Consider the following 20,076-nt stretch of genomic DNA (forward strand, 5'->3'; position numbering starts at 1 on the left):
ATAAATTTCAACATTTAAAGCTTATAATCTAGCGAAAAATTCATAAAAGTTTTTTAACTTCAATGGTTTAAATAATTGCAACCACATTTATTTAAACTTCCTTAACTTTTTTTAAACTATTCTCTAAGAATCTTATTGTTTATTCAAGAATTAGTGCGATCAAATTTACTATCTAAAATACAGTAAATAGTATATACGAAGTACTTCGTTAGAAATTTTAGGAGAGTACTTCTTATTCGCCTTTTTCAGGAGATGTACAAAAATACCCCACATGTAAATCCAAATTATTTAATTTATTATCTTCAATAATTAATTGATAACGACCAACATAGATATAATTAAACCTGTTGCACCATTTGGTAAGAGGCCACCGTGACTGTTTAAATTTAAAAACCCCGCAGTATGATGACCAAATAATACAAATAATAATAGAAGTCCAACGAAAATAAAAACCACAATAAATAACTGGTAAATAACGCTAAACATCCCTCTTTATTTAATTCATCCTTATAGTTATTATAATGAGTAATTATTCACCTTACATAATAATTACTTACTATATTATTAACATGGTTACCTTACAAAAATGTAATTCTTTTTTAATTGACACTCATATATATAAGTAACTATACTGGTTACACAAGCTTGGTAAATATATCAAATAGCCCCCTATTATAAGTGTATGCCTATAGATTTTTTTCGAAATAATAATTTAAATTAACTAATTATTATTTACCTGTAATATAACGAAATTGCCAACCTACTCTATTATTTAAACTAATTCATATTACTTATAAGATTCACTATAAATGACAGATTTACCAAGCTATACTATTTTTTAGGAGTGTTACATTTTGAAATACAAATTAATTGCTACAGGAATTCTTGCTGGAAGTCTACTATCCTACTCATCTAGTGCATTTGCAAATACTCATAAATTTCCAGATGTCCCAAATTGGGCAAGCCCTTCTGTAAATTACCTAGTTGAAAAAGGCGCATTACACGGAAAACCCGATGGTACTTTTGCTCCTGCTGAAACAATTGACCGCGGTTCAGCTGCCAAAATAATGGCTATAATGCTTGGATTAGAAATTAATAAGAATGCTAAACCATCTTTCCGAGATGCTCAAAACCACTGGGCAGCACCTTACATTGCAGCTGTTGAAAAAGCAGGTGTTATTAAAGGAGATGGAAATGGTAACTTCCTTCCAACAGGTTTGATTAATCGTGCATCCATGGCTTCAATGGTGGCAAATGCTTATAAATTAGAAAATAAAGTTGCTAAAAATAGTGTAACTACATTTGAGGATTTAAAAGGGCATTGGGGAGAAAGATATGCAAATATTTTAATACAAACAGAAATTTCTAAGGGCACTGAAGACGGAAATAGCTGGTCCCCTAATAGAGCGATTACCCGTGCAGAAGCTGCACAATTTATTGCAAAATCTGATCAAATCCACAAACAAACAAAAGTAGAAGAAAATACTGTAGTTGGTGTAATAAATGATGCAGACCCTTATTATGTGACTGTTGCATATAAAGATGCTAATGGAAATAGTCAAGAAGTGACTATAGACTTCCCAAATGGTAGTAACTCTAACCTTAAAAAAGGTGACAAAGTTAAAGTTGCTAACAAAAATCAATGGAAACATCAAAAAATCTATGGGCAAACTGTATTTTACACTGATGTGAATTCTATTTCTAAAGTAAATGATGAATCTAACAAACAACAAGAAAACCATGTAATTGGGGTAATAAATGATGCAGATCCTTATTATGTGACTGTTGCATATAAAGATGCTAATGGAAATAATCAAGAAGTGACTATAGACTTCCCAAATGGTAGTAACTCTAACTTTAAAAACGGGGACAAAGTTAAAGTTGCTAACAAAGATCAATGGAAACATCAAAAAATCTATGGACAAACTGTATTTTACACTGATGTAAGTTCTATTTCTAAAATAAACGAAGAATCTAACAAACAACAACAAAACCATGTAATGAGTAAAGATAAAGAACAAAAACTCTTAGCACAACTAAAAAAACGTTCTGGTACAGTGACAAAAAAATCCGAAGATAGCTTAGAAATTTCAAGTGAAAATCAAACTATTCTTGCCCATGTTAATCCAAAAGTATTACCAAACATTCAGATAGGTGATACAGTAAATGTTTATGCTCAAGCATTTGAAATGGCCCCTATTCTTCTAATGGACTTACCTTTCGAGGCAAGAAACGCGATTATTCAAAAAGGAAATGAACAAAATATTTTAGAGAATCAATACAAAAAAATTACAGGAAATGTTACAGGGAAATCTGATAATTCAATCTTAGTTTCAAGTAACAACATAACTTATGAAGTTGAAACTTCAACCGAAGTATTACAAGATATTGTAATCGGTGATACGGTGAACGTTTATGCTGCATCTTTTGAGTTTAGCCCTATTTTACTTGCTGGTGTTCCTGTGAAAGCTATTTCTCCTATTGTTGAAAAAACAAACTAATGTTCAACATTCTATAATTTTGTTAACTTCATCCGAAAAGAACTCCTAAGTAACATAGGAGTTCTTTTTATGAAGTTATATATTTTCTATCGTGCTCGTAAGACCTAGTATATTAATCGTGATTTACTATCTGTCCAACAGTAACTATCTTATTTTTATTTCTATAAGTTTTTATCAAGAGACAGAGCTTTATTTCCCCATCTTTCTTTGAACTCCCCCACTCTCACTTCTAAATAAAGTGAACGCGTGTAATTCAACTGTTTTAAAAAAATCTAATTTTATTGCTCAAGGCACCTTCGAACTTTAGAAGGAACAAAAAAAGAAGAGGGATTTCCTCCCTCTTCACCAATAAAATCAAACATATTTACAATTAAGGAAGGGTATACATTCATCAGGGGATGAATGTAATAATAATATTTCACATAGTGAATCATAACACAAATCCACTTCCATTAATAGATAATTTTAACATTTATGGATTATATGTGACAGAACTGTTAAACATCTTAATATTAAAAGGTTTTATATGATAGAACTAGAAAATTGCTGGTGTAGGGATAAAATATAAGGGGGATATGTATTATGTTTACAAAAAAACAAAAATTAGTAACAACCGTAACAGCTTTAACATTAGGATGTGGATTTACTTTCGGATTAACACCGGCATTTGCAGATTCTAATAAGGCGTCTGTAAGCACTGCACCTATTTATTCTATTCATAAACAAGAACAAGATCCTTTTACTGGATATGTCATTTCAGTAGAAAACAATTATTTAGTGGTTGCTTCTACATCTACAAAAGATGAAGCTCTCTCTTACCAAAATGATTGGTGGGAGTTAGTAAATCAAAATAAGATTTTAAGGGTTCCTATTTCAGATGGTGAAAATTACACTATAGGTGAACAGTTAAATGTTTATGCTGCTGCATGGACCAAATCTTTACCACCAATTGCTGTAATGCCTAAAATTGAAACAGTAATTCAATAGATTATGCTAAAAATAACAGGGCATCATTCTAATTAGAATGATGCCCTGTTATTTAGTAAAAAACCGAATACGTAATCTTTATATTCGTTTTCGTTGCTTTCTGATTTCCATCATATATTAACCTAATACTTATCATTCTGCACCTGACGCAAGATCCTACATCTCACATTACTGTAAAGATATTATTCGCCATCTTTCATCTCTAAAATAGTAGTATCGTTTACAAACCATGGTATACCCTTTAAGAGCATTAAGAAATACCTTGTTTCATACCCCTATCTTTTACACTCTTACTGCTATCGCTAGCAAATTTAATTCTTTAATTCTATTTTCACAGATTCATATATTCTTCTAAAGTCAGTTTTTTCTTATATATACTTTCAGCAATATCTCCTACATAGCGAATATGCCACGGTTCATAAGCATATCCAGTAATACCCTCTTTACCTTTTGGATAACGAATAATAAAACCTGCACGATGCGCATTTTCTTTCAGCCATTTTCCTTCTTTCGTATTCGCAAAAGTTAGCTCTAGCTCATTATTTGCACTTTTAGAAGAAACATCCATCGTTAATCCCGTTTGATGTTCACTATGTCCAGGCTTTGCCGAGAAGCGATCCGTATGCTCTTGCCCTTTCTTTTTAACATTGTTGGCATACAGGCCTTTTTGATACTCATAGGAACGAAATCCTGAAACAGCATTCAACTGGATTCCATCCTGCTTAGCTAAAAGGAATAGTTTTTCTAACGCTTCCGCTGCTTCTTTACGAAGATGACTCTTTTCTACCGTTCCACTAAATGAAAACGGTACATTTGGGACAACTAAATCCTCTGGCATATAGTCTTCGGGTAAACCATATTCCTTATTTACTACAGCCTGTACACTAGCAAAAGAACTTGCTATCTTATTTGAAGTCCCATTTTGCTTACTATTTTTTTCTTTATTTATGGAGTTTTCACTAGTTTCATGGTTTGTCTTATATGGTTCTTTACCAATAGATATATTGGTGTAAATGATAAAGATACCTAACATTACTACTATACAAGTTAAGGTTCCTACTAATTTAAGCCTCATCATTCATTTCCTTCCTGCAACTCCTACTGTTACTCATTCATCATACTTCAAGCATATCAAATCCATATTAATTCCCTGTGAACTTTTCTTCATAACGTGTTCCTTAATAGATTGATAGTATATCTTCCCGTTCTTTTGACACCCTTAAAATATCAGTTCTATTCATACATGTAGAAAAATAATCTAAAAATTTGTATAATAAGATAAGAAGTGTAGCATTCTATTATAGAAAGGTCTTGGTATAATGCTAGGTATTGATGTCAAAAAAACAAAAGAAGAGTTAATTATTTCATGGCAATTTGCGGAGGTCACGATTCCATTACGTGATGTGATTGAGGTTACCGAAGATGCTACATATGCGGGTGTTGAAGAACCAAGTGCAATCCGTATCGGAACTGCATATGGGACAACTGATCGTATATTAATTAGAACTGTAAAACAAAATTATGTATTATTTACTACAAACAAAGTGTCGATTTTAAAAGCTATTCTTGCTTAAATATGGTCATATAAATAGACTCAAACAAAGTGCAAATAAAGCAAAGGAGAGAAGTCATAGAATAGACTCCTCTCCTTTATTTAATTGAAATGAATATTATAATCCATACTCATTTCAGTATAGCTTTTACAACATAAGAACGTCTTACTGTTTTGATTCTGGTATTATTAATCAAATTAAGACCAAATCCACACATCATCATTATTTTGAGTGCTATTGTTTACCTCATGCACTTTTTCGATATGATCCACTGTGTTGTAATTAATAGAAATGCCACCCCAGCCTACATACTCCATATCAATTTTCACTTTCTCACCTGTTTTAAATACTTGTCCCTTTGTTAAGAACACGTCAATAACGTCTTTCTCCCCATTTTGTGTTGGATACTCAACTACGACATATTTAGTAGCACTGTCTTCAATCGTACCTACTTCTGATACTTCACCAATCACATAATAAGGTGAGCCATTTTCTTTCAAATGCATACCTAATTTGTTTGTCGTATTCTCAACTTCTGTTGCTACCATATACTCTGTAAAGTTACGCATCATAGATCCAGTCGCTTTTACTTCGTCTCCTACTTTCACATTTGAAAGATTTTCTATATACACACTAACAAGTTCTTCGTATTGTTTAGATTTCACAACAATCACACCATGATCCACTTCTACTACGCGTCCTTCTAACGTCGAGAAATTAGTTTCAATAGAAGCTGCACTCGCTTTTGTTGCTTCTAATCCTGGTAGATTTGTTCCTGATAATGCTGCGAACCCTAAAGCACCTGCTAAGATTAATTTTTTCATACCCATTCGATAACATCTCCATTCATGATGATTGTATTTGTTTGATTGGTATCACCCAACCTGTAATCATTATAGTTACAGGTTGGGTGATATTGCAACCATTTTACACATGCAATCTTGCATATCATTTTCCTAGAATATAAAAATGAGAGCTCGCGGGCTTTAATTTTTATTAATTTATTTTAATAATAAATTGTAGGTGCCTTTCTACATTTAACATTATCAAGACATAAATAAAAAATGGTTAATACATTAAAGGGCATAACATATTATCTATGACCAATATGTTATGCCCTTTGTTATTCAACTAACGCACCCGTAAGTTGAATAACATCACTACGTCTATTACTTCAAATCAGAAGATAATATTCCAAATACAAGACTATCTGTCCATTCATTTTTACTCCAATAATCTTGTTTGAAATGGGCTTCTTTTCTCATGCCTATTCGTTCACACAATTTTTGTGAAGCTATATTACGTGCATCAAGATTAGCTTGTATACGATGTACATTAAATTCCTCAAATAATTTACATACCAAAGTACTTACTGCTTCAGTTGCCAAACCTCTCCCAGATACTTCATTTAAAAAACTATAACCAATCTCAACAGTGTCTTTCATATTTTACTGTTTGTTATATTCGAACTTCGTAAACGAATAAATTTATTTCAAAAGCCGTTATTCCATTAAATGGGTTACAGCTGAGATATACACGTATCTCGGCTGTAACCCAATAAGGGTTGAACCCGTTTTTACAACAGAACCTCTCGCACTCTAGGCTAAATAACTTTTTTAGATGATAAGCTAACTATTAGCTTAATTACTTCTGTACAAAGCGCTTTGTACCAGAGCTTCTATCTCCATTTAAGTTTTGGTACAAAGTTTTAGGCTTATAGCTACGATATAGCAAAATAACAGTTACTTTAGTAAACGTTTTTCGAAAATTTCACTTAAATTTCTGACCACTAAATTACTTTTAAGTATATGATTAATTGTTGCTGTAGCCTCATGTTCATGGTTCCTCGCATACTTTATTTTATGTCCTAAAGCAACTAGTTGAGATCTTGCTAAATCCATGAACAGGTTTCACTTTCATTATCATGTCCCTAATAATTTCAATTGTATTTACTACCGATTTACTTATACCTGATAATCCGGCAATCCTTTCCTTCATCTCATTGGCTGCCTTACGCGTGAATGCTAAAACTAATATTTTTGATACATCTACATCTGCTATACACATTAAATACCCCACTCTACTTGCTAGAACCCTTGTCTGATGAATATCTATTTATCTTTTCATATAGAGCAAACAAAACCTTTACTCATAATTTTTTCTTTATTAGGCAAACTATGTCTAAGCCGTTTGAACTAGCGGCTTCACTCTTCTGGTAATGGGATAGCAATTTTTTGTAATTGACTAACTCATTCAATTCACTGGCACCGGCAGGCAACAAAATAGTTGTCTGCCATTTTCACATATACTATTTTTGAACCTGTTTTCCAATACCTGTCTGGTGTCTTGAATTCCTACTAAAAAGGGCGGCAGATACGACTGCACGCCCTTTTTATTTACATGGCTGTTCTATATTCAATAATGCAAATGAAAACTAAAAATGTCATATTACATATTCTTTTCAGTCAAGGTTATGTTAAGATTTATTTCTTAGTCGAATTATGGTTTCGTATCTAATTCAGTAATATGTGAACTGTATACCTACAGAAAAGACACCCAAAAGGTGTCTTTTCTTCTTTTAATCTAAAAAACATTTTTCCTTTTCAGTAAGATCCAATTATCCCCCTAATCTAAACCACGTATATAAAGGCAATTTGATCACGGTACTCAAGAGTTGTCATCTATATCAACATGCTAATAGTTTAATTCCAAACCGAATTTCCAGCACTATATTCGCTTTCTTAAAGATTTTCTGTCTTGTTCTTAATTTTGTCAAAATCCTCATATGGCTATACAAAAAATAAATGCTATTATGATTTTAAGAAACTATGCGTTCCCTTAACCCTGTATCCGGCTCTGTATTTTTACAGGGTCTTTGTTTATTTTATTTAATTTTATTTGAATTATTAGAGTTGATACACACCCATTTTCAATTAACATGGTTTAGATATTAGATAGGTTTTGAAATGATATATCTATAAGCTTTTTTAATACATGAAATCTAAAATTATACATATATAACCAATTGTGACTATTATTAGATTTCTAAATGTATACTATGCTAAACGATCATTAACACTATACATACAGTGTTAATGATCTTAATTGAATATTAGCAATAGCAAGTATAAATATTATCAATTTGCTATATATTACATTTATGTAAAAATAGATGTATGTTAAGCTTTTTCAAAATCTTTCCCCTAATAAAGATTTGAAGTAGCATTTCATGATTCTCCTTACTGTTAATATGCCTTGAAAAAGAACTGCCAATTACTTGCAGCCCTTTTTGCACATTAATATACACTTGTATTAAGTCCTTAATAACTCCGCTTTTTTAAAAAAAGCATCTAATTCTATTTGAATTAGATGCTTACATTTAGTTCTTAAGCCAAACAATCTAAACTATTTATGTCCCTGTAAATCTTTTTTAATTACATCCCAGAGTGAATTATCTTGACGTATCGTTTTACCCTCTTCGTCCCATTTTATTTTTTCTGTTCCCAATTCATAATTCATTCCTGTCCATGTGTCTTCACGGAATGCATAGAATGATTTATGCCAACCTTTTTGGTTGAATATAGAAATAAGATCTTGCATGTATTGGGTAGCTCCTGGAACAGTACGGTTAATTCCAAACTCCTCTGCAATAATTCGATTAGATGGTACATGGTTTTTCTTAGACCATTGTTGGATTGGCTTCAAAAATTTCTCTAATCCCTGTTTATTCCACATTACTTGTTTCTCTAAATCTCCTACTTTTACTAACCCTGGATATTGATATTCCTTGTTTTGTTTTTCACCTTGGCTCGTTAATTCATATGGTTCATACATATGAAATGCGTATAGTGTTTTATTATCATTTACTGGTTTTAAATATTTAAAGGCCCACGGAGTAGCATATAAACCCGAATCTAAAATAACCGGTGTTTCTTGGTCTACTTCACGTATGGAATTGATCACCTTTTGATAAAATCTGTTTAGATCCGCTGTCGTTCCCTTCACTTTTGCATACCATTTCTCGTAATCTTCCGTCCAAAAATCATTATATCTATTATTTTTAGCTGTTTCTGGATGCGGTTCATTTATAATATTATAACCAACCACTGCGGGATGATCTTTTAGTTCCAGAGCAAGGTCCTTCCAAAATTGACTTGCTTGTTCTTGATACTTCTCATCTTCCCATATTCTGTCGTCATTCTTGTTATTATTAAATTGACGCCATCGATTACCAGGTAAAGATAACATTGTAAGGACAACTTTCATTCCTTGCGATTGGGCAGCATCTAAATCCACTTTTAATTTTTCTAAATCCTCCTTTACTAATCCCTGATAGTTATCTGCATTACCTATCAGAAAATCCTTTCCGGAAGTATCTGGTTTATCCTCAAATAGAAAATCTTTATCTTTTGCCCATTTATCAGGTGCTAAACGAACATATTCAATATTTGCTTCTTTTGCACTTTTATAGTTTTCAGGCAATGATGTACTATTCATGAAATTAGTACCCTTCCTTTTTGAATCCCAAAAATTAATTTTTGAATCGCTCTTGTAATAAGTATCAGCCCTTACATTCATTTCCTGTACTCCAAAACTCATCATGCCTAATAACGCAACAATTGGCAAAAAATTTTTCACAGCTTTTCCTTCTTTCTCTTTATATTTTACACATATAACATACCTTTGTTTTGTTACAGGAATATGGAAATTTCCCAAAAATAAACTTTAAGTTTATAAGGTGATAGTTCATTCATAAAAAAGAAAGAGACAATTAGAACGTTGCTTCATAAAAAAAAACAAAAAAGGAATCCTTTACGGATTCCTTTTTGCAATGCACTCTTTTTCAAATGGTACATTTTGCACCTACTTTTAGTATACATTATAATTCCCTCAAAACAAATAAGATTAAATAGAATTCACTTCATGTATTTTCATAAAAGTATATGAATCTAGAAATTAATACTAATAGGTTCACTTACAAAAGATTTGTGTTCTTTCACTAATAATAAAACATCATACTTCTTTATAATTTTACAAATATAATTACGTATTTTTAAACCTTTCTCTTGAACATTCTATTAGTTGTTCCATAGCAATCTTTTGCGCATGTTCCTCACTATCTATCAAAGTCAATCCTTGTGATATATAACTCCAAAATTCATATCCACAATCCTCCAACCATCTATAAACTTCTGTTGTATATAGACCATCCTTTCTTTTAATGATTTGAACCTTATAGTTTTTACTTGGAGAAAAAAACTCTTGTATAACCCGCTCCATTTATGCAATATCCCCCTAAAATAGGGGCTAGGCTTTTTCACCTAACCCTACTAATATATTTACCCTTGTTTAATTAATCTCATACGGACATCTTCGTCTGCACTAGAAAGTTGTAACGTATTTAAATCATAATTTTGTACCTGATATCTAAAACTCTCAGTTCTCTGAGTCTTATGACCGTTCTCAGTTACGCTTGTTAGTTTTAACGTTAATTGTAAAGAAGGTACGTCTAACTCGTATGTTCCCTTCATTAGATTATCTCTACTTGGGAAATCCCCATACTTATAAAAAGAAAATGTCATATCACCTTTTAAATCAAATATTGTTTTGAATCCGTCTCCTAAATCAATACCATACTTACCTACAATAGACCTTTCATTTTTAATGTACCTAGATGTATTAGAATCGTTTATTCCTAACTCTTCATCAGTACCAACTATACCTTTGAACATACCTGTTTCGGCTTGGCTCTTGTCTGATTGACTTGAGTTAGGTGAAGATGATTTGGGAACAAAACTTGATGAAGCGTCTTCACTAGATGAATCAGAAGAACTTTGTACTCCTTTTGATTCATTCTTTAGTTTTTCAAACACTGGTATCCAAATACGATTACCTTCTGATAGCTTACTGTCTGCCTTTTCAATTACTTCCTTATCAGCTTCCATTGAGAAGTCTTTTTTCTTGAATACCTTTTCTATTTCTTCAAAGGATCCCCTATACTTACTGATTGCTTTAAGGACTTCTTTGTGATCTTCCTTGTATTTAGAAGGGGCATCTATAGATTCTATCTTATCCAGTACTTTCATATAGTCTTTAATGGAAATTAAGACTTCTTCCCTTGATTTACTACCTTTTTGGTAGTATTTTATTGAATCTTTATAAAAAATTAACCGCTTCACTAAATCTTTCTCCATGTCTAACATGTATTGTGGGTAATCCTCTTCTAAAACTCGAATCCTTTGAATATCTTTCTCGTTATCTTTTAAGCTAGTAGACTTTTTATCTTGTTCAGTAGCTTTGCTTGACTCTTCTATCTTTGCTTCTTTCTTTGTGAAATCTTGAATCGTAGCACAGCCCCCTAATAACATAACCGGAATCGCTAATGTGATTAGTTTCTTCGATTTCATACGTCATCCCCCTTTAATAATCGTTGTTATTTTCTTCTCTGCTTACCTTTTTAGGATTTAATTTATGAATACGAAATCTACCTTCTGTATCATCACTTAAATTCCTTTCTACTTTCTTCTCTGTTTTACGTTTCGCATCAGGGAAATCTTTGTCTATTTCATCAAAAATTGGTTTCCATGTACTCAGTACGTCTATAATTATATTATTTGCTTTCTCGAATCCTTCAGGTAGTTTGTTATCATTATATAAAGAATATGAGATTTTACAAGGCCAGATAAGCAGAGCCGAAAGCAATAATGGAACCTTCTCATCCTTTTGAATCGCAAGTATTTTTGGTGCCCATTCACCAACTACAACATATAAGAAATTTGCAGCTATATATTAACAATTTTGGAACGATTACTAAATAAATAATGTTGTTATTTTTTGCTCATGAATTTTCCCATAATTTCATTTTTCTAGCAACCTTTCAACTAAATTCATATTACATTGAAAGACATAGGAATTCGCTTTAATCCTTCTCCCCCTAAATTTTTCACAATAGAAGGTTGCATATTCACGGTAAAAAGGTTTTATTAAGTAAGTAAGTTACCCCGCAAGTTTGTACTTTCACATCTCCCGTGAATTCAAACTTGTTTCATCCTATCTACTTTACCTAATTATTTAAATTCCTCCCTAAACGAAAAAGGCAGCCATCCTAGGCTGTCTTTTTTTTTTACTAAATAAAATAATAATAAACATATTGTTGAAATGCTAAACAATTATATTGAAGCATTAATGCTTCAATTCGTGTAGTTAAGAATAAAAGGGAAAAATGCTTATTCTAGAGATAATTCAAAACTTGATTTAAGGACAGTATAATATATAAATTTTTCTTACTTTAAAAGTATTCTAGCTGATATAATTTATGGGATATCTTAAATTAAGGAGGTACATAAGTAATGATAATAGATATAATAGATATAATAGTATCTTTATTCTTAGTAATTGCCTATTCTATTAAATATCTCTTTTCAAGTGGAGAAAATAAACAAAAAGCAAAAAAAGAGCTAAAAGAAATTATTACTGGTACTGATGGGAAAATGTTAGTAGGTTTTTTTGGAGCGGCATTAGTTACAGGAATATTGTTTGTAGTATTTTACTTATACGATAGATGATTATCCAATAACATATAATCAAGAACACCGTAATTATATCCCTCCTTTTATCTCTGGGGAATGTAAGTATTATGATGGTGTCTGGAAAAATCACAAATTTGTTTTGTTGATGAAAATGATGAACCATTTAATAAATTAAAAGAGAAGGGAGCACACCATTTTGGTTATGCTCCCTTCTCTTTTTAAAGCACTTCTAATTCTTCATGTCGGTAAGGTAATTCAATCTCACGTAAGATTGGTACCTGATCCCCTGCTGTTTTTAAAAGTGTTTTTACATATACAGTTTGAATTGGTTGGAAAATATCTGTTGAAAAATCAAACTTCTCCGTTAGTCCTTCATCAAAGTACAATTCATGTTTTACAGTGTAATCATTAAATGATGGACATCCAACGGGTACTGTTACCTTTGGAGTGTTTACATTTGTAAAACGACGATCTGTCCCTTCTAAAGAGAACTTTGTTGTGAATTCCGCAGTATCTTGGGAATATTCACGGTATTCAACAACGATATCTTGGAATCCATACATAAAAATTCGTTTGTTATCATGCTTAAACCAATAAGGTTGTTTTACTTTAATTTGTAATTCTGTTACTTGTCTTCGTGGGAATGAGAATACTAACTTACCAGATTCAACAATCTCTTCTGGAATTTCTGTATTGTTTACCTTTTTAATTGGGTAGGTTTCAATACGCCTCCACTCTCCATTTTGATTCTTATATTGAATATCAAGAATACTCATAGAGTACTCCGGAGATGGATGAATAGTAATTGTGTTTGTATAAATGTTATTAGAAATATTTTTTGGAATTTTCACATGAATTAATCCATACACTTCTGTTACGCATTTGTTTTCGTTTGATTCAGATTGACGAACCCAGAATGAGTTCTTATCTCCATCAAATGCTTTAGTAATACCACTAGAATCTACTGCATAGAACTTGCGTTGTTTTGTTTCTTCATCAATTGGCTCTACATCTGAGGACTCAAATACACTTACTTCTAGGTTGCTAGGCAATATGTATTCTCCTAAGTCATTCTTATAAGCAATCTTATCATGAGATCTAACAACAACTGGGGTAACAATTCCGTGAAGTGTATCTATATTAATAGGATTATTTGCATTTGAGGAAATAATATTACTTGCATGATAGAAGGATCGAGTTAGGATACTCTCCCCGTCTACACTGTTATTTTGGTAATCCTTTTCTAGCTCATATACCCGTCCTTCTAACTTCTTTAGACGGTTTTGTAAGAAGTAATTTTCACGTAAAATATGATCCATATTTTCAGAGATTGTGCCATCATGACTATTAACAATATCAAACAAATTTGTAATATCAGTCTGGATGTCATTACGTAGTTTATTAAACTCTTCAGAAGAGCTAGGCCCCTTGTTTAGATTCGGGTTTCTTAATGTAATCGGGCGCATGTACTCACCTTCCCTATCGTATCGAATTAATTTTTTCTTCTAGTTCATCAACATTTGGTTTAATAACCATGTCGATAGATGAAGCTTGAATTGGTGTTTCATTAAAGTAATATATCTCAAGATCTTTTATTTCAACATTTTCCGCCTTTAACTCTTTCGGTTTTTCATGAACGTTTATATTAATTGATACCGATTCAGCATATTGGAAACGTAACACGTAATCGATAGTGATAAATTCATTACTTTTCGCTAAAGGAACCTTCCTTGTGTCACCATTCTTATCTGGTCCCATACGCATATTGTTCGAACCAAAGGAAAAGTCTGAAGCACCACCTGTACTTCTTACCCTCATTCGAATATAAAGCTTGTCTCCTGGTTCTACATAAAGAGTACTAAACATTCCTACTGGATCTAGCAATCCATTTGAAGAGAGCTTAATTGCGTCACTCACTGCTGTTTTTGTACAGCCATTTAAAGGACTCCAACTATCTAATTCAGGAATAGGAACTGTTCGTGTGTAATCAATTTTTTGAAGTGTGGAAGCCGTAAATAAACTCGACTTCCCTACTTCCCGATCACCTGTCATGATAGAAATGAAATTATTGTACATTTCTTTTTTGTGTCCATCTTTATGTGTTGCTTCATTTCCTTCTGTAATGTTTCCTAATAATAAAAGGTCGTGGGCAGATTCAAGAACAAAATTCGTATATTGGGAAAGCTCAGTAACACCACGGTAACGAGCATTGGCTTTATGGAAAGAAGGTTTATATTTCTTTTCTATTTTCATCTCTTTGCCATCCCTTTCATTTATTTAAGCTTTAGATAGGTATTTCTCTTTAATACAGTTGTGTAAATTACCAACACATACGTTTTGTCATTTCTAATTGGGACAGTACTTACCTATTTTATTCTAAGACTTGTAACAAGTATGTCTTAGCATTTCTTTACCCATTGATAACTCTTCACTAACTAAATTGTAATGTATATCGACGTAATACAGGTGTTGTATACTGCCCTACTGAGAATTGTTTCATAACGATTTTTAATTGAATATTTCGGTGCTCTACTTCATCCACATAGTCATAGTAAAAATCATATGTTACACCCGGTAGTGAATGATTAACCACAATATAAACCTTTCCATCTTTCTCATAAAGGGCGTACTTAGACCAATCGTTGTTCTTTGTGTTATATCGTAAGTCGAATACAGATACCTTTTCCAGGAACTGACTTGAAGAATAACAATGGGTACTAACACGAATCGGATCAAATCCTAAATCAATCGTACAGTCCTTATTCAAATTCTGTACATACACCAACACAGTTAGATCATTCCATCCCTGTTTAAATTTGTAGTTTACATTAGTTTGAGAAGAAGGGATTCCTTCAAATAACTTTTCTCCATTTAAGAAGATGGCAATCGGTTCTGTAGATGATGGGATTGTAGAAAGCACTTGTTCTTTTCCTTCATAGAAAATACCCATTCCATAATACAGTTGCGTATGTTGTGTGAATTGTTCATCCTGTAGAATCAGTCCTCGATTCCCTTCCTGGATTGGTATTACATTTCGAACGATATCATTTGATGGCTTCTTCCAATCATCAAGAGAAGGGATATGGGTTTCACCAAAATTCTCGACTGTCTTCTGAACACTCCAAGCATCTTTACCCATATACAAACGCTCTGTTCGCGGAACGATTTTACGCTTCTCAATAGAACCTAATGAGTAAAATGCCACTCCATTTGCTTGCAGTTCGATAATCTCAGATCCTTGGCCACCGATATTCTTTCGAATGCCCAAGTTTGTTGGACTAGCATGAACAACATATTTAAAATCAATTAGGTTAGGTGCTTGTGCAGTATCCCTGTTAACAGGAGAAATCTGTTTCCAGCTTTCTTCCCTATCATCTACTCGTACAAAGTACTCGATATCCGTACCGTCCGGAATCTCTTCTTCTGTAACCAATGATACTTTCCCAATAGAGAATGTCTCATCTGTTTTTGGCGTAAGAAATTTTGTAACAACCTCTCCTCTTTCTGGATAACTTAATTGGAAAAATTGAATTTTTTTAACTCCAAACAAGTACTGATATGAATAACCTTCAGGATGGACAATTTCTTTATCACTTTCCTGTTTGCGAATCCAAATTCGCATATTCTTCATTTCTGTTGTCGGGAAATAAAAAGATACATTATTCCCCGTCTGCTTACCATCTGGATAATATGGTAAGTGGAAATAATTCAGTTCATCTAGCGTGAATTCAATATACACAGTAGCACTTTTAATTGTATGTAGGCTTAAATCAATTCGATTCAATACCTGTTTATCATTAAATTTGATATCTATATATCCATCAGCTGGCCCTTCCGTTTTAGACAACCATACTTCTTGGAATGTTTCATTTGTATTTACATTTAATGCTTGTTCAATCTTCCCTGAAATGGGAATCTTCTTAAATGTACTTACAGAACTCTTTGGCATAACGAACTTAATTTCACTAGCAGGATTAATTAAAAATGAGGTATTCTCCTGTTTTTTAAGTGTGATTTGATGATTTTTTATATCGATAGAAACATTGTCTTCTGAATCAATTTTAGATAGGTCATCAAATGTATCAAAGATACTAGCTAAGTAACCTGTCTTTCCATATAGCAAAATTTTCTCTTTTAATTTCGATTCTAATCTTCTAGCTTCATACTCTAATCGATTCTTTTCTACTTCAAACCAATGAAACTTTCCCTTTAGCTGGTTATGAACAGAAATTGTATTTTCGTAAAGAATCATCAAATCTTTTTGAATTCTTTCAACAACTTCATTAAAAAAATCAGACTCAGCTAATTCACCATTACGAATACGCTTAAATGTATACTCTGGAGCACCTAATTCTTGATCTCTTAATAGTTTATTTAAACGAGAAGCGAATTCCTTGGATGTAGGAAGATTTCCCTTTCTCAGTTCTTCTTGAAGGATTTGGTTTACCGCTACAGTAAAACGTTTTTGACGAATATTGATAGACATCCCCTACACCCCTTTCTGTTCGGTAAGAATTTTTAAAGCGAAGTCTTCAACGAGTGGTGTTGTATGAAGAAGAGGTATTTCATCTTCTGTTGTTTTCTCCGGTCTCTTCATAATGATTTTTAACCTTACTTGCTTTGGAAGTTCTTTTAATTGAAGGTTTTGTTTGTAAAGAGCAAACGCATTTTCAATATCAGATTCGTTATCATTAACTGAAAGCACCTTTGCAGGGAACTTATCGTTTACTGGTTGCTGATGTTGTGGGGAAATTCTATGCCAGTCTATATCATCGAAAGAAACAAAGTATTGAATCCAATCATTGGATTCACTTACCTTCTCTTTGTATCTAGCAGGAACTTTTTCATTTGCATATAGAAGTACTTTCTTAATACCATCTTCAAGTAGAAATGGTTTGCTAATATATTCACTCGTTTCAGCGAATTCGAAACTCATAATGTCGATGTCTCGAACTCCTATAGCGTAACGCCAACCTTCAACAGCTTCTAATACCTTTTTAATCTCATAGTCGCTATTAATAGTATGGATGCCGTATTTTTCATCAACAATATTACTTGGCACCTCCTGTTTGCGAATACGTGTAAATGAAGTAGAATCTTTTTTTCTTCTATAGAATGCTTCTTGTCCTAATAATTCTTTATAAGAATTTGGTTGTTCTAGTACGAATTCAATATATTTTGCTTCTCTTGATGGGAAGCTCCAAACACCTTGGCCAGAAAATTTTGTTTTAGCAAAGTTTTCACTACCATCAAATAAATCCTCGGCTCGATAGCTTTGAGGTGTTTTATTGATTTCTTGGTTTAATACAAATTGGTCTTTTTCGAAAAGACCTTGGTATTCAATACCGTCATTAGATGTTCGAATAGAATATACATTAACTGTACCTGGGCTACCTGCAGCATGATAAGGATTTAAATTAATCCAGTTGATTGTCTCGTTCTTAGGTAATTGAACAACAATCTTTACACGTAGTAAGTCACCATGTTCCTTTCCCTTTGCCCATTCAACGTCGTAATAGAATGATTGTTTCTTATAACTTTCTGGGATGTTTACCATTTCATATTCAAATACAGTATCCGGGTTTCCGTCGATTAATGCTTTCGGATCATCATTCTTAATTTGAGAAGAAACATACTGGTAATTTTCGAAATCTGAATCTGATTGAACTTTACGAGATAGAAAATAAGTTCCTGCAATTCCATTACCTTGAATAGCTCGAACTGTACTTCCTATGCTTCTATTTAAAGCATTTGTACGACGCAGCGTTAATACGCCTTCTTGTGTATGAATCATGCTTCTGTTCTCTACTGGAGTTAAAGCAGGATCCACATTATCGTAATTCGTAAACGATTCTTTTAAATAAACCGTGTTAGGGGTTGTTTCTTCAGTTAACATTTGAAGGTCTGATACGACCCCATTAATACTGCGCACGATAGATAAGATTCTATCTTTCTCACTCTGAGAATAATTAAAATAATCTACCAGGTATGTAGCAATGGTATTTAGTTCTGAGAATAAAATACCTAAGTCTTTCTCCATCTCCTTGTTGTTATCATAGTAATCCTCAAGAAAAGGTAGTTCTCCATACACAACTTTACGTGCCTGGAATAAAGGCTTACCTATACAAGATTGATACCTGTAAAAGATTTCATCTGCTAATTGAGATACTTCTTCTTGTGTAGCAGAACTACTTAATCGTATTTTCGCTTGCTCTAAAAGATATTCTCTTTGTTTCTCTAATATTTTAGATTCAATAACAGGGGCATTCATTCTTGCACCTCCCTACTTCATGACTTTAAATTTTAATTGGTAACTATCGACCATTGGCGTTACCACTAGTTCATCACCTACGTTTTTACGCAAAATAACTTTTAATCGAAAGTTTGTCACTAAGTAATCGTAGTGTACAACCACTGTAGCATTACCATGATTTGTTGCTTCATTATAATAAAGATCCGATCGATTAAAGCTTTCGATGAAAATGAGTTTATTCTTCTCTTGCTTATACTCAAATGTATTGTAAACAGAATCCGGAACAATGCTGTACTTATTTAAAAACACATCTTTGTTAGTTTTATAATCTGTACGGTTTTTTGTTGTAAATTCATTTTTGCTTGAATAAGAGATTGGGAAGAACTCTTTTTGTGTCTTTCCCCCTTCTACTACAATTGAACCATTCGTTAGAAATACATCAATTGGTCTGTAATCACTTGTATTCGGATCATAACTCTCTTCACTGTTCACTTGTTTATAATCAACATATGGATACTTAGACAGCTTAATTGTATTGTTATAATCAGTTCCATTTGGGAAAGACTCCACTTTACGAACCCTTTTAGAAAATCGATCTCCTACCTTAACTGTCCAAGGGTCAAATAAGTTTGCGTTTGGTACATAATCAATAGTGTAAATTGAACTATTATCATGAGGCACAGCCAACTGAATAGCAGCTCCTCTTTCTGTAAAGTACCAGTCACTCCTATTCATTAAAATATTATTGCGGTATACTCTTGTATTATCTTCATCACTAATGTCTGCATGGAATCGAAGTCCCGCACTTGAGCCACGGAAGAATAGCTTTTCACACTTCACATTCCTTGTACCTTCAGGAAGGATTGAAACCCAATCATTAAGTGAAGGATTTTCTTCTAATGAGATGTAGTATTCAATAGAAGTGACTCGATCTGTTGCCATCCCATTTAGCTCATTAAACAGCGGATGGTCTTCAAAGGTAGATAATGAAACCTCTACAATATTCCCCTCTACTTCAATTGGTTTTGTAACAAAAATTCCAGCTTGTTCATACAAAGAATGATTTAATTGAAGGTTCTTTATTCCATATTGGTAAACATATTCTGTTGAACTATTTGTACGATTACTTGAACCAATTCCTTCTACGATTGGAGGAAGCGGTCCAGGTGTTGTGCTACTTGTAGTACTTTGACTTTGTAGTAAAGTTGTTTTTGGTTTACTTGCACTTTCAAAACTGTTAACCATCTAAATCC

Annotated in this window: 16 protein-coding genes and 2 pseudogenes; 4 read left to right on the forward strand and 14 right to left on the reverse strand. The window is 32.7% G+C overall.

All coding sequences use genetic code 11. The features are described from left to right. Window positions 1-315: 315 nt before the first annotated feature. Window positions 316-459, reverse strand: a pseudogene (locus tag ACSG5Z_RS24800) (gamma-aminobutyrate permease); the annotation flags it as partial. Window positions 460-854: 395 nt separating this feature from the next. Here ACSG5Z_RS24800 and ACSG5Z_RS24805 point away from each other — a divergent pair. Both ACSG5Z_RS24805 and ACSG5Z_RS24810 read left to right on the forward strand, forming a co-directional pair. Further along, window positions 855-2,501 (forward strand): S-layer homology domain-containing protein, encoded by a 1,647-nt coding sequence (locus tag ACSG5Z_RS24805; protein ID WP_316250522.1) that lies wholly within the window; start codon window positions 855-857, stop codon window positions 2,499-2,501. Between the two features lie 582 nt (window positions 2,502-3,083). Beyond that, entirely contained in the window at window positions 3,084-3,488 is a 405-nt protein-coding gene (locus tag ACSG5Z_RS24810) for a DUF3221 domain-containing protein (RefSeq protein ID WP_098649429.1), read from the forward strand. 331 nt (window positions 3,489-3,819) lie between these two features. Here the strand turns inward: ACSG5Z_RS24810 and ACSG5Z_RS24815 are convergent, their stop codons facing one another. Further along, window positions 3,820-4,563: a M15 family metallopeptidase gene (locus ACSG5Z_RS24815; RefSeq protein WP_088065122.1), complete on the reverse strand. Its 744-nt coding sequence runs from the start codon at window positions 4,561-4,563 to the stop codon at window positions 3,820-3,822. A 244-nt stretch (window positions 4,564-4,807) separates the two neighbouring features. Between ACSG5Z_RS24815 and ACSG5Z_RS24820 the strand changes: the two genes are divergently transcribed. Next, window positions 4,808-5,062, forward strand: coding sequence for a SunI/YnzG family protein (locus tag ACSG5Z_RS24820; protein WP_002165351.1), 255 nt, complete (start codon window positions 4,808-4,810; stop codon window positions 5,060-5,062). A gap of 176 nt (window positions 5,063-5,238) precedes the next feature. Here the strand turns inward: ACSG5Z_RS24820 and ACSG5Z_RS24825 are convergent, their stop codons facing one another. The 7 genes and pseudogenes from ACSG5Z_RS24825 to ACSG5Z_RS24855 form a co-directional block, all read right to left on the reverse strand. Beyond that, entirely contained in the window at window positions 5,239-5,871 is a 633-nt protein-coding gene (locus tag ACSG5Z_RS24825) for a hypothetical protein (protein ID WP_435712412.1), read from the reverse strand. 339 nt (window positions 5,872-6,210) lie between these two features. Beyond that, window positions 6,211-6,489 (reverse strand): annotated as a pseudogene (locus tag ACSG5Z_RS24830) (GNAT family N-acetyltransferase); the annotation flags it as partial. A gap of 412 nt (window positions 6,490-6,901) precedes the next feature. After that, entirely contained in the window at window positions 6,902-7,156 is a 255-nt protein-coding gene (locus ACSG5Z_RS24835; RefSeq protein ID WP_435712483.1) for a UvrD-helicase domain-containing protein, read from the reverse strand. A 1,290-nt stretch (window positions 7,157-8,446) separates the two neighbouring features. Continuing rightward, window positions 8,447-9,715: a glycoside hydrolase family 5 protein gene (locus ACSG5Z_RS24840; protein ID WP_435712484.1), complete on the reverse strand. Its 1,269-nt coding sequence runs from the start codon at window positions 9,713-9,715 to the stop codon at window positions 8,447-8,449. A gap of 369 nt (window positions 9,716-10,084) precedes the next feature. Then, complete coding sequence (locus tag ACSG5Z_RS24845; RefSeq protein ID WP_435712413.1) at window positions 10,085-10,321, reverse strand: hypothetical protein; 237 nt, start codon at window positions 10,319-10,321, stop codon at window positions 10,085-10,087. A gap of 59 nt (window positions 10,322-10,380) precedes the next feature. Next, a complete protein-coding gene (locus tag ACSG5Z_RS24850) occupies window positions 10,381-11,448 on the reverse strand; it encodes a DUF3994 domain-containing protein (RefSeq protein ID WP_435712414.1) in 1,068 nt (355 codons plus the stop codon). A 13-nt stretch (window positions 11,449-11,461) separates the two neighbouring features. Next, entirely contained in the window at window positions 11,462-11,743 is a 282-nt protein-coding gene (locus ACSG5Z_RS24855) for a hypothetical protein (protein WP_435712415.1), read from the reverse strand. A gap of 659 nt (window positions 11,744-12,402) precedes the next feature. Between ACSG5Z_RS24855 and ACSG5Z_RS24860 the strand changes: the two genes are divergently transcribed. Next, window positions 12,403-12,606 carry a hypothetical protein gene (locus tag ACSG5Z_RS24860; RefSeq protein WP_327988333.1) on the forward strand — a complete coding sequence of 68 codons (204 nt, stop codon included), beginning with the start codon at window positions 12,403-12,405 and terminating at the stop codon, window positions 12,604-12,606. Window positions 12,607-12,788: 182 nt separating this feature from the next. Here ACSG5Z_RS24860 and ACSG5Z_RS24865 read toward each other — a convergent pair whose 3' ends face one another. The 5 genes from ACSG5Z_RS24865 to ACSG5Z_RS24885 all read right to left on the reverse strand — a co-directional run bounded on the left by ACSG5Z_RS24865 (window position 12,789) and on the right by ACSG5Z_RS24885 (window position 20,068). Continuing rightward, window positions 12,789-14,036 carry a hypothetical protein gene (locus tag ACSG5Z_RS24865; protein ID WP_435712416.1) on the reverse strand — a complete coding sequence of 416 codons (1,248 nt, stop codon included), beginning with the start codon at window positions 14,034-14,036 and terminating at the stop codon, window positions 12,789-12,791. Window positions 14,037-14,049: 13 nt separating this feature from the next. Further along, entirely contained in the window at window positions 14,050-14,823 is a 774-nt protein-coding gene (locus ACSG5Z_RS24870; RefSeq protein WP_435712417.1) for a hypothetical protein, read from the reverse strand. 178 nt (window positions 14,824-15,001) lie between these two features. Then, a complete protein-coding gene (locus tag ACSG5Z_RS24875) occupies window positions 15,002-17,056 on the reverse strand; it encodes a hypothetical protein (protein WP_435712418.1) in 2,055 nt (684 codons plus the stop codon). 3 nt (window positions 17,057-17,059) lie between these two features. After that, window positions 17,060-18,841, reverse strand: a complete 1,782-nt coding sequence (locus tag ACSG5Z_RS24880; protein WP_327988602.1) for a hypothetical protein — start codon at window positions 18,839-18,841, stop codon at window positions 17,060-17,062. Between the two features lie 12 nt (window positions 18,842-18,853). Next, window positions 18,854-20,068 carry a hypothetical protein gene (locus tag ACSG5Z_RS24885; RefSeq protein WP_327988603.1) on the reverse strand — a complete coding sequence of 405 codons (1,215 nt, stop codon included), beginning with the start codon at window positions 20,066-20,068 and terminating at the stop codon, window positions 18,854-18,856. Between the last annotated feature and the right edge of the window lie 8 nt (window positions 20,069-20,076).

Origin of the sequence: Bacillus pretiosus, from assembly GCF_051294775.1 — a bacterium.
Classification (GTDB): domain Bacteria; phylum Bacillota; class Bacilli; order Bacillales; family Bacillaceae_G; genus Bacillus_A; species Bacillus_A wiedmannii.

What these genes read in the sequence shown, in the direction of transcription:
- ACSG5Z_RS24810 (WP_098649429.1), top strand. Translation starts at nt 3,084, where the DNA reads ATGTTTACAAAAAAACAAAAATTAGTAACAACCGTAACAGCTTTAACA.
- ACSG5Z_RS24815 (WP_088065122.1), bottom strand. Translation starts at nt 4,563, where the DNA reads ATGAGGCTTAAATTAGTAGGAACCTTAACTTGTATAGTAGTAATGTTA.
- ACSG5Z_RS24820 (WP_002165351.1), top strand. Translation starts at nt 4,808, where the DNA reads ATGCTAGGTATTGATGTCAAAAAAACAAAAGAAGAGTTAATTATTTCA.
- ACSG5Z_RS24825 (WP_435712412.1), bottom strand. Translation starts at nt 5,871, where the DNA reads ATGGGTATGAAAAAATTAATCTTAGCAGGTGCTTTAGGGTTCGCAGCA.
- ACSG5Z_RS24845 (WP_435712413.1), bottom strand. Translation starts at nt 10,321, where the DNA reads ATGGAGCGGGTTATACAAGAGTTTTTTTCTCCAAGTAAAAACTATAAG.
- ACSG5Z_RS24850 (WP_435712414.1), bottom strand. Translation starts at nt 11,448, where the DNA reads ATGAAATCGAAGAAACTAATCACATTAGCGATTCCGGTTATGTTATTA.
- ACSG5Z_RS24865 (WP_435712416.1), bottom strand. Translation starts at nt 14,036, where the DNA reads ATGCGCCCGATTACATTAAGAAACCCGAATCTAAACAAGGGGCCTAGC.
- ACSG5Z_RS24870 (WP_435712417.1), bottom strand. Translation starts at nt 14,823, where the DNA reads ATGAAAATAGAAAAGAAATATAAACCTTCTTTCCATAAAGCCAATGCT.
- ACSG5Z_RS24875 (WP_435712418.1), bottom strand. Translation starts at nt 17,056, where the DNA reads ATGTCTATCAATATTCGTCAAAAACGTTTTACTGTAGCGGTAAACCAA.
- ACSG5Z_RS24880 (WP_327988602.1), bottom strand. Translation starts at nt 18,841, where the DNA reads ATGAATGCCCCTGTTATTGAATCTAAAATATTAGAGAAACAAAGAGAA.
- ACSG5Z_RS24885 (WP_327988603.1), bottom strand. Translation starts at nt 20,068, where the DNA reads ATGGTTAACAGTTTTGAAAGTGCAAGTAAACCAAAAACAACTTTACTA.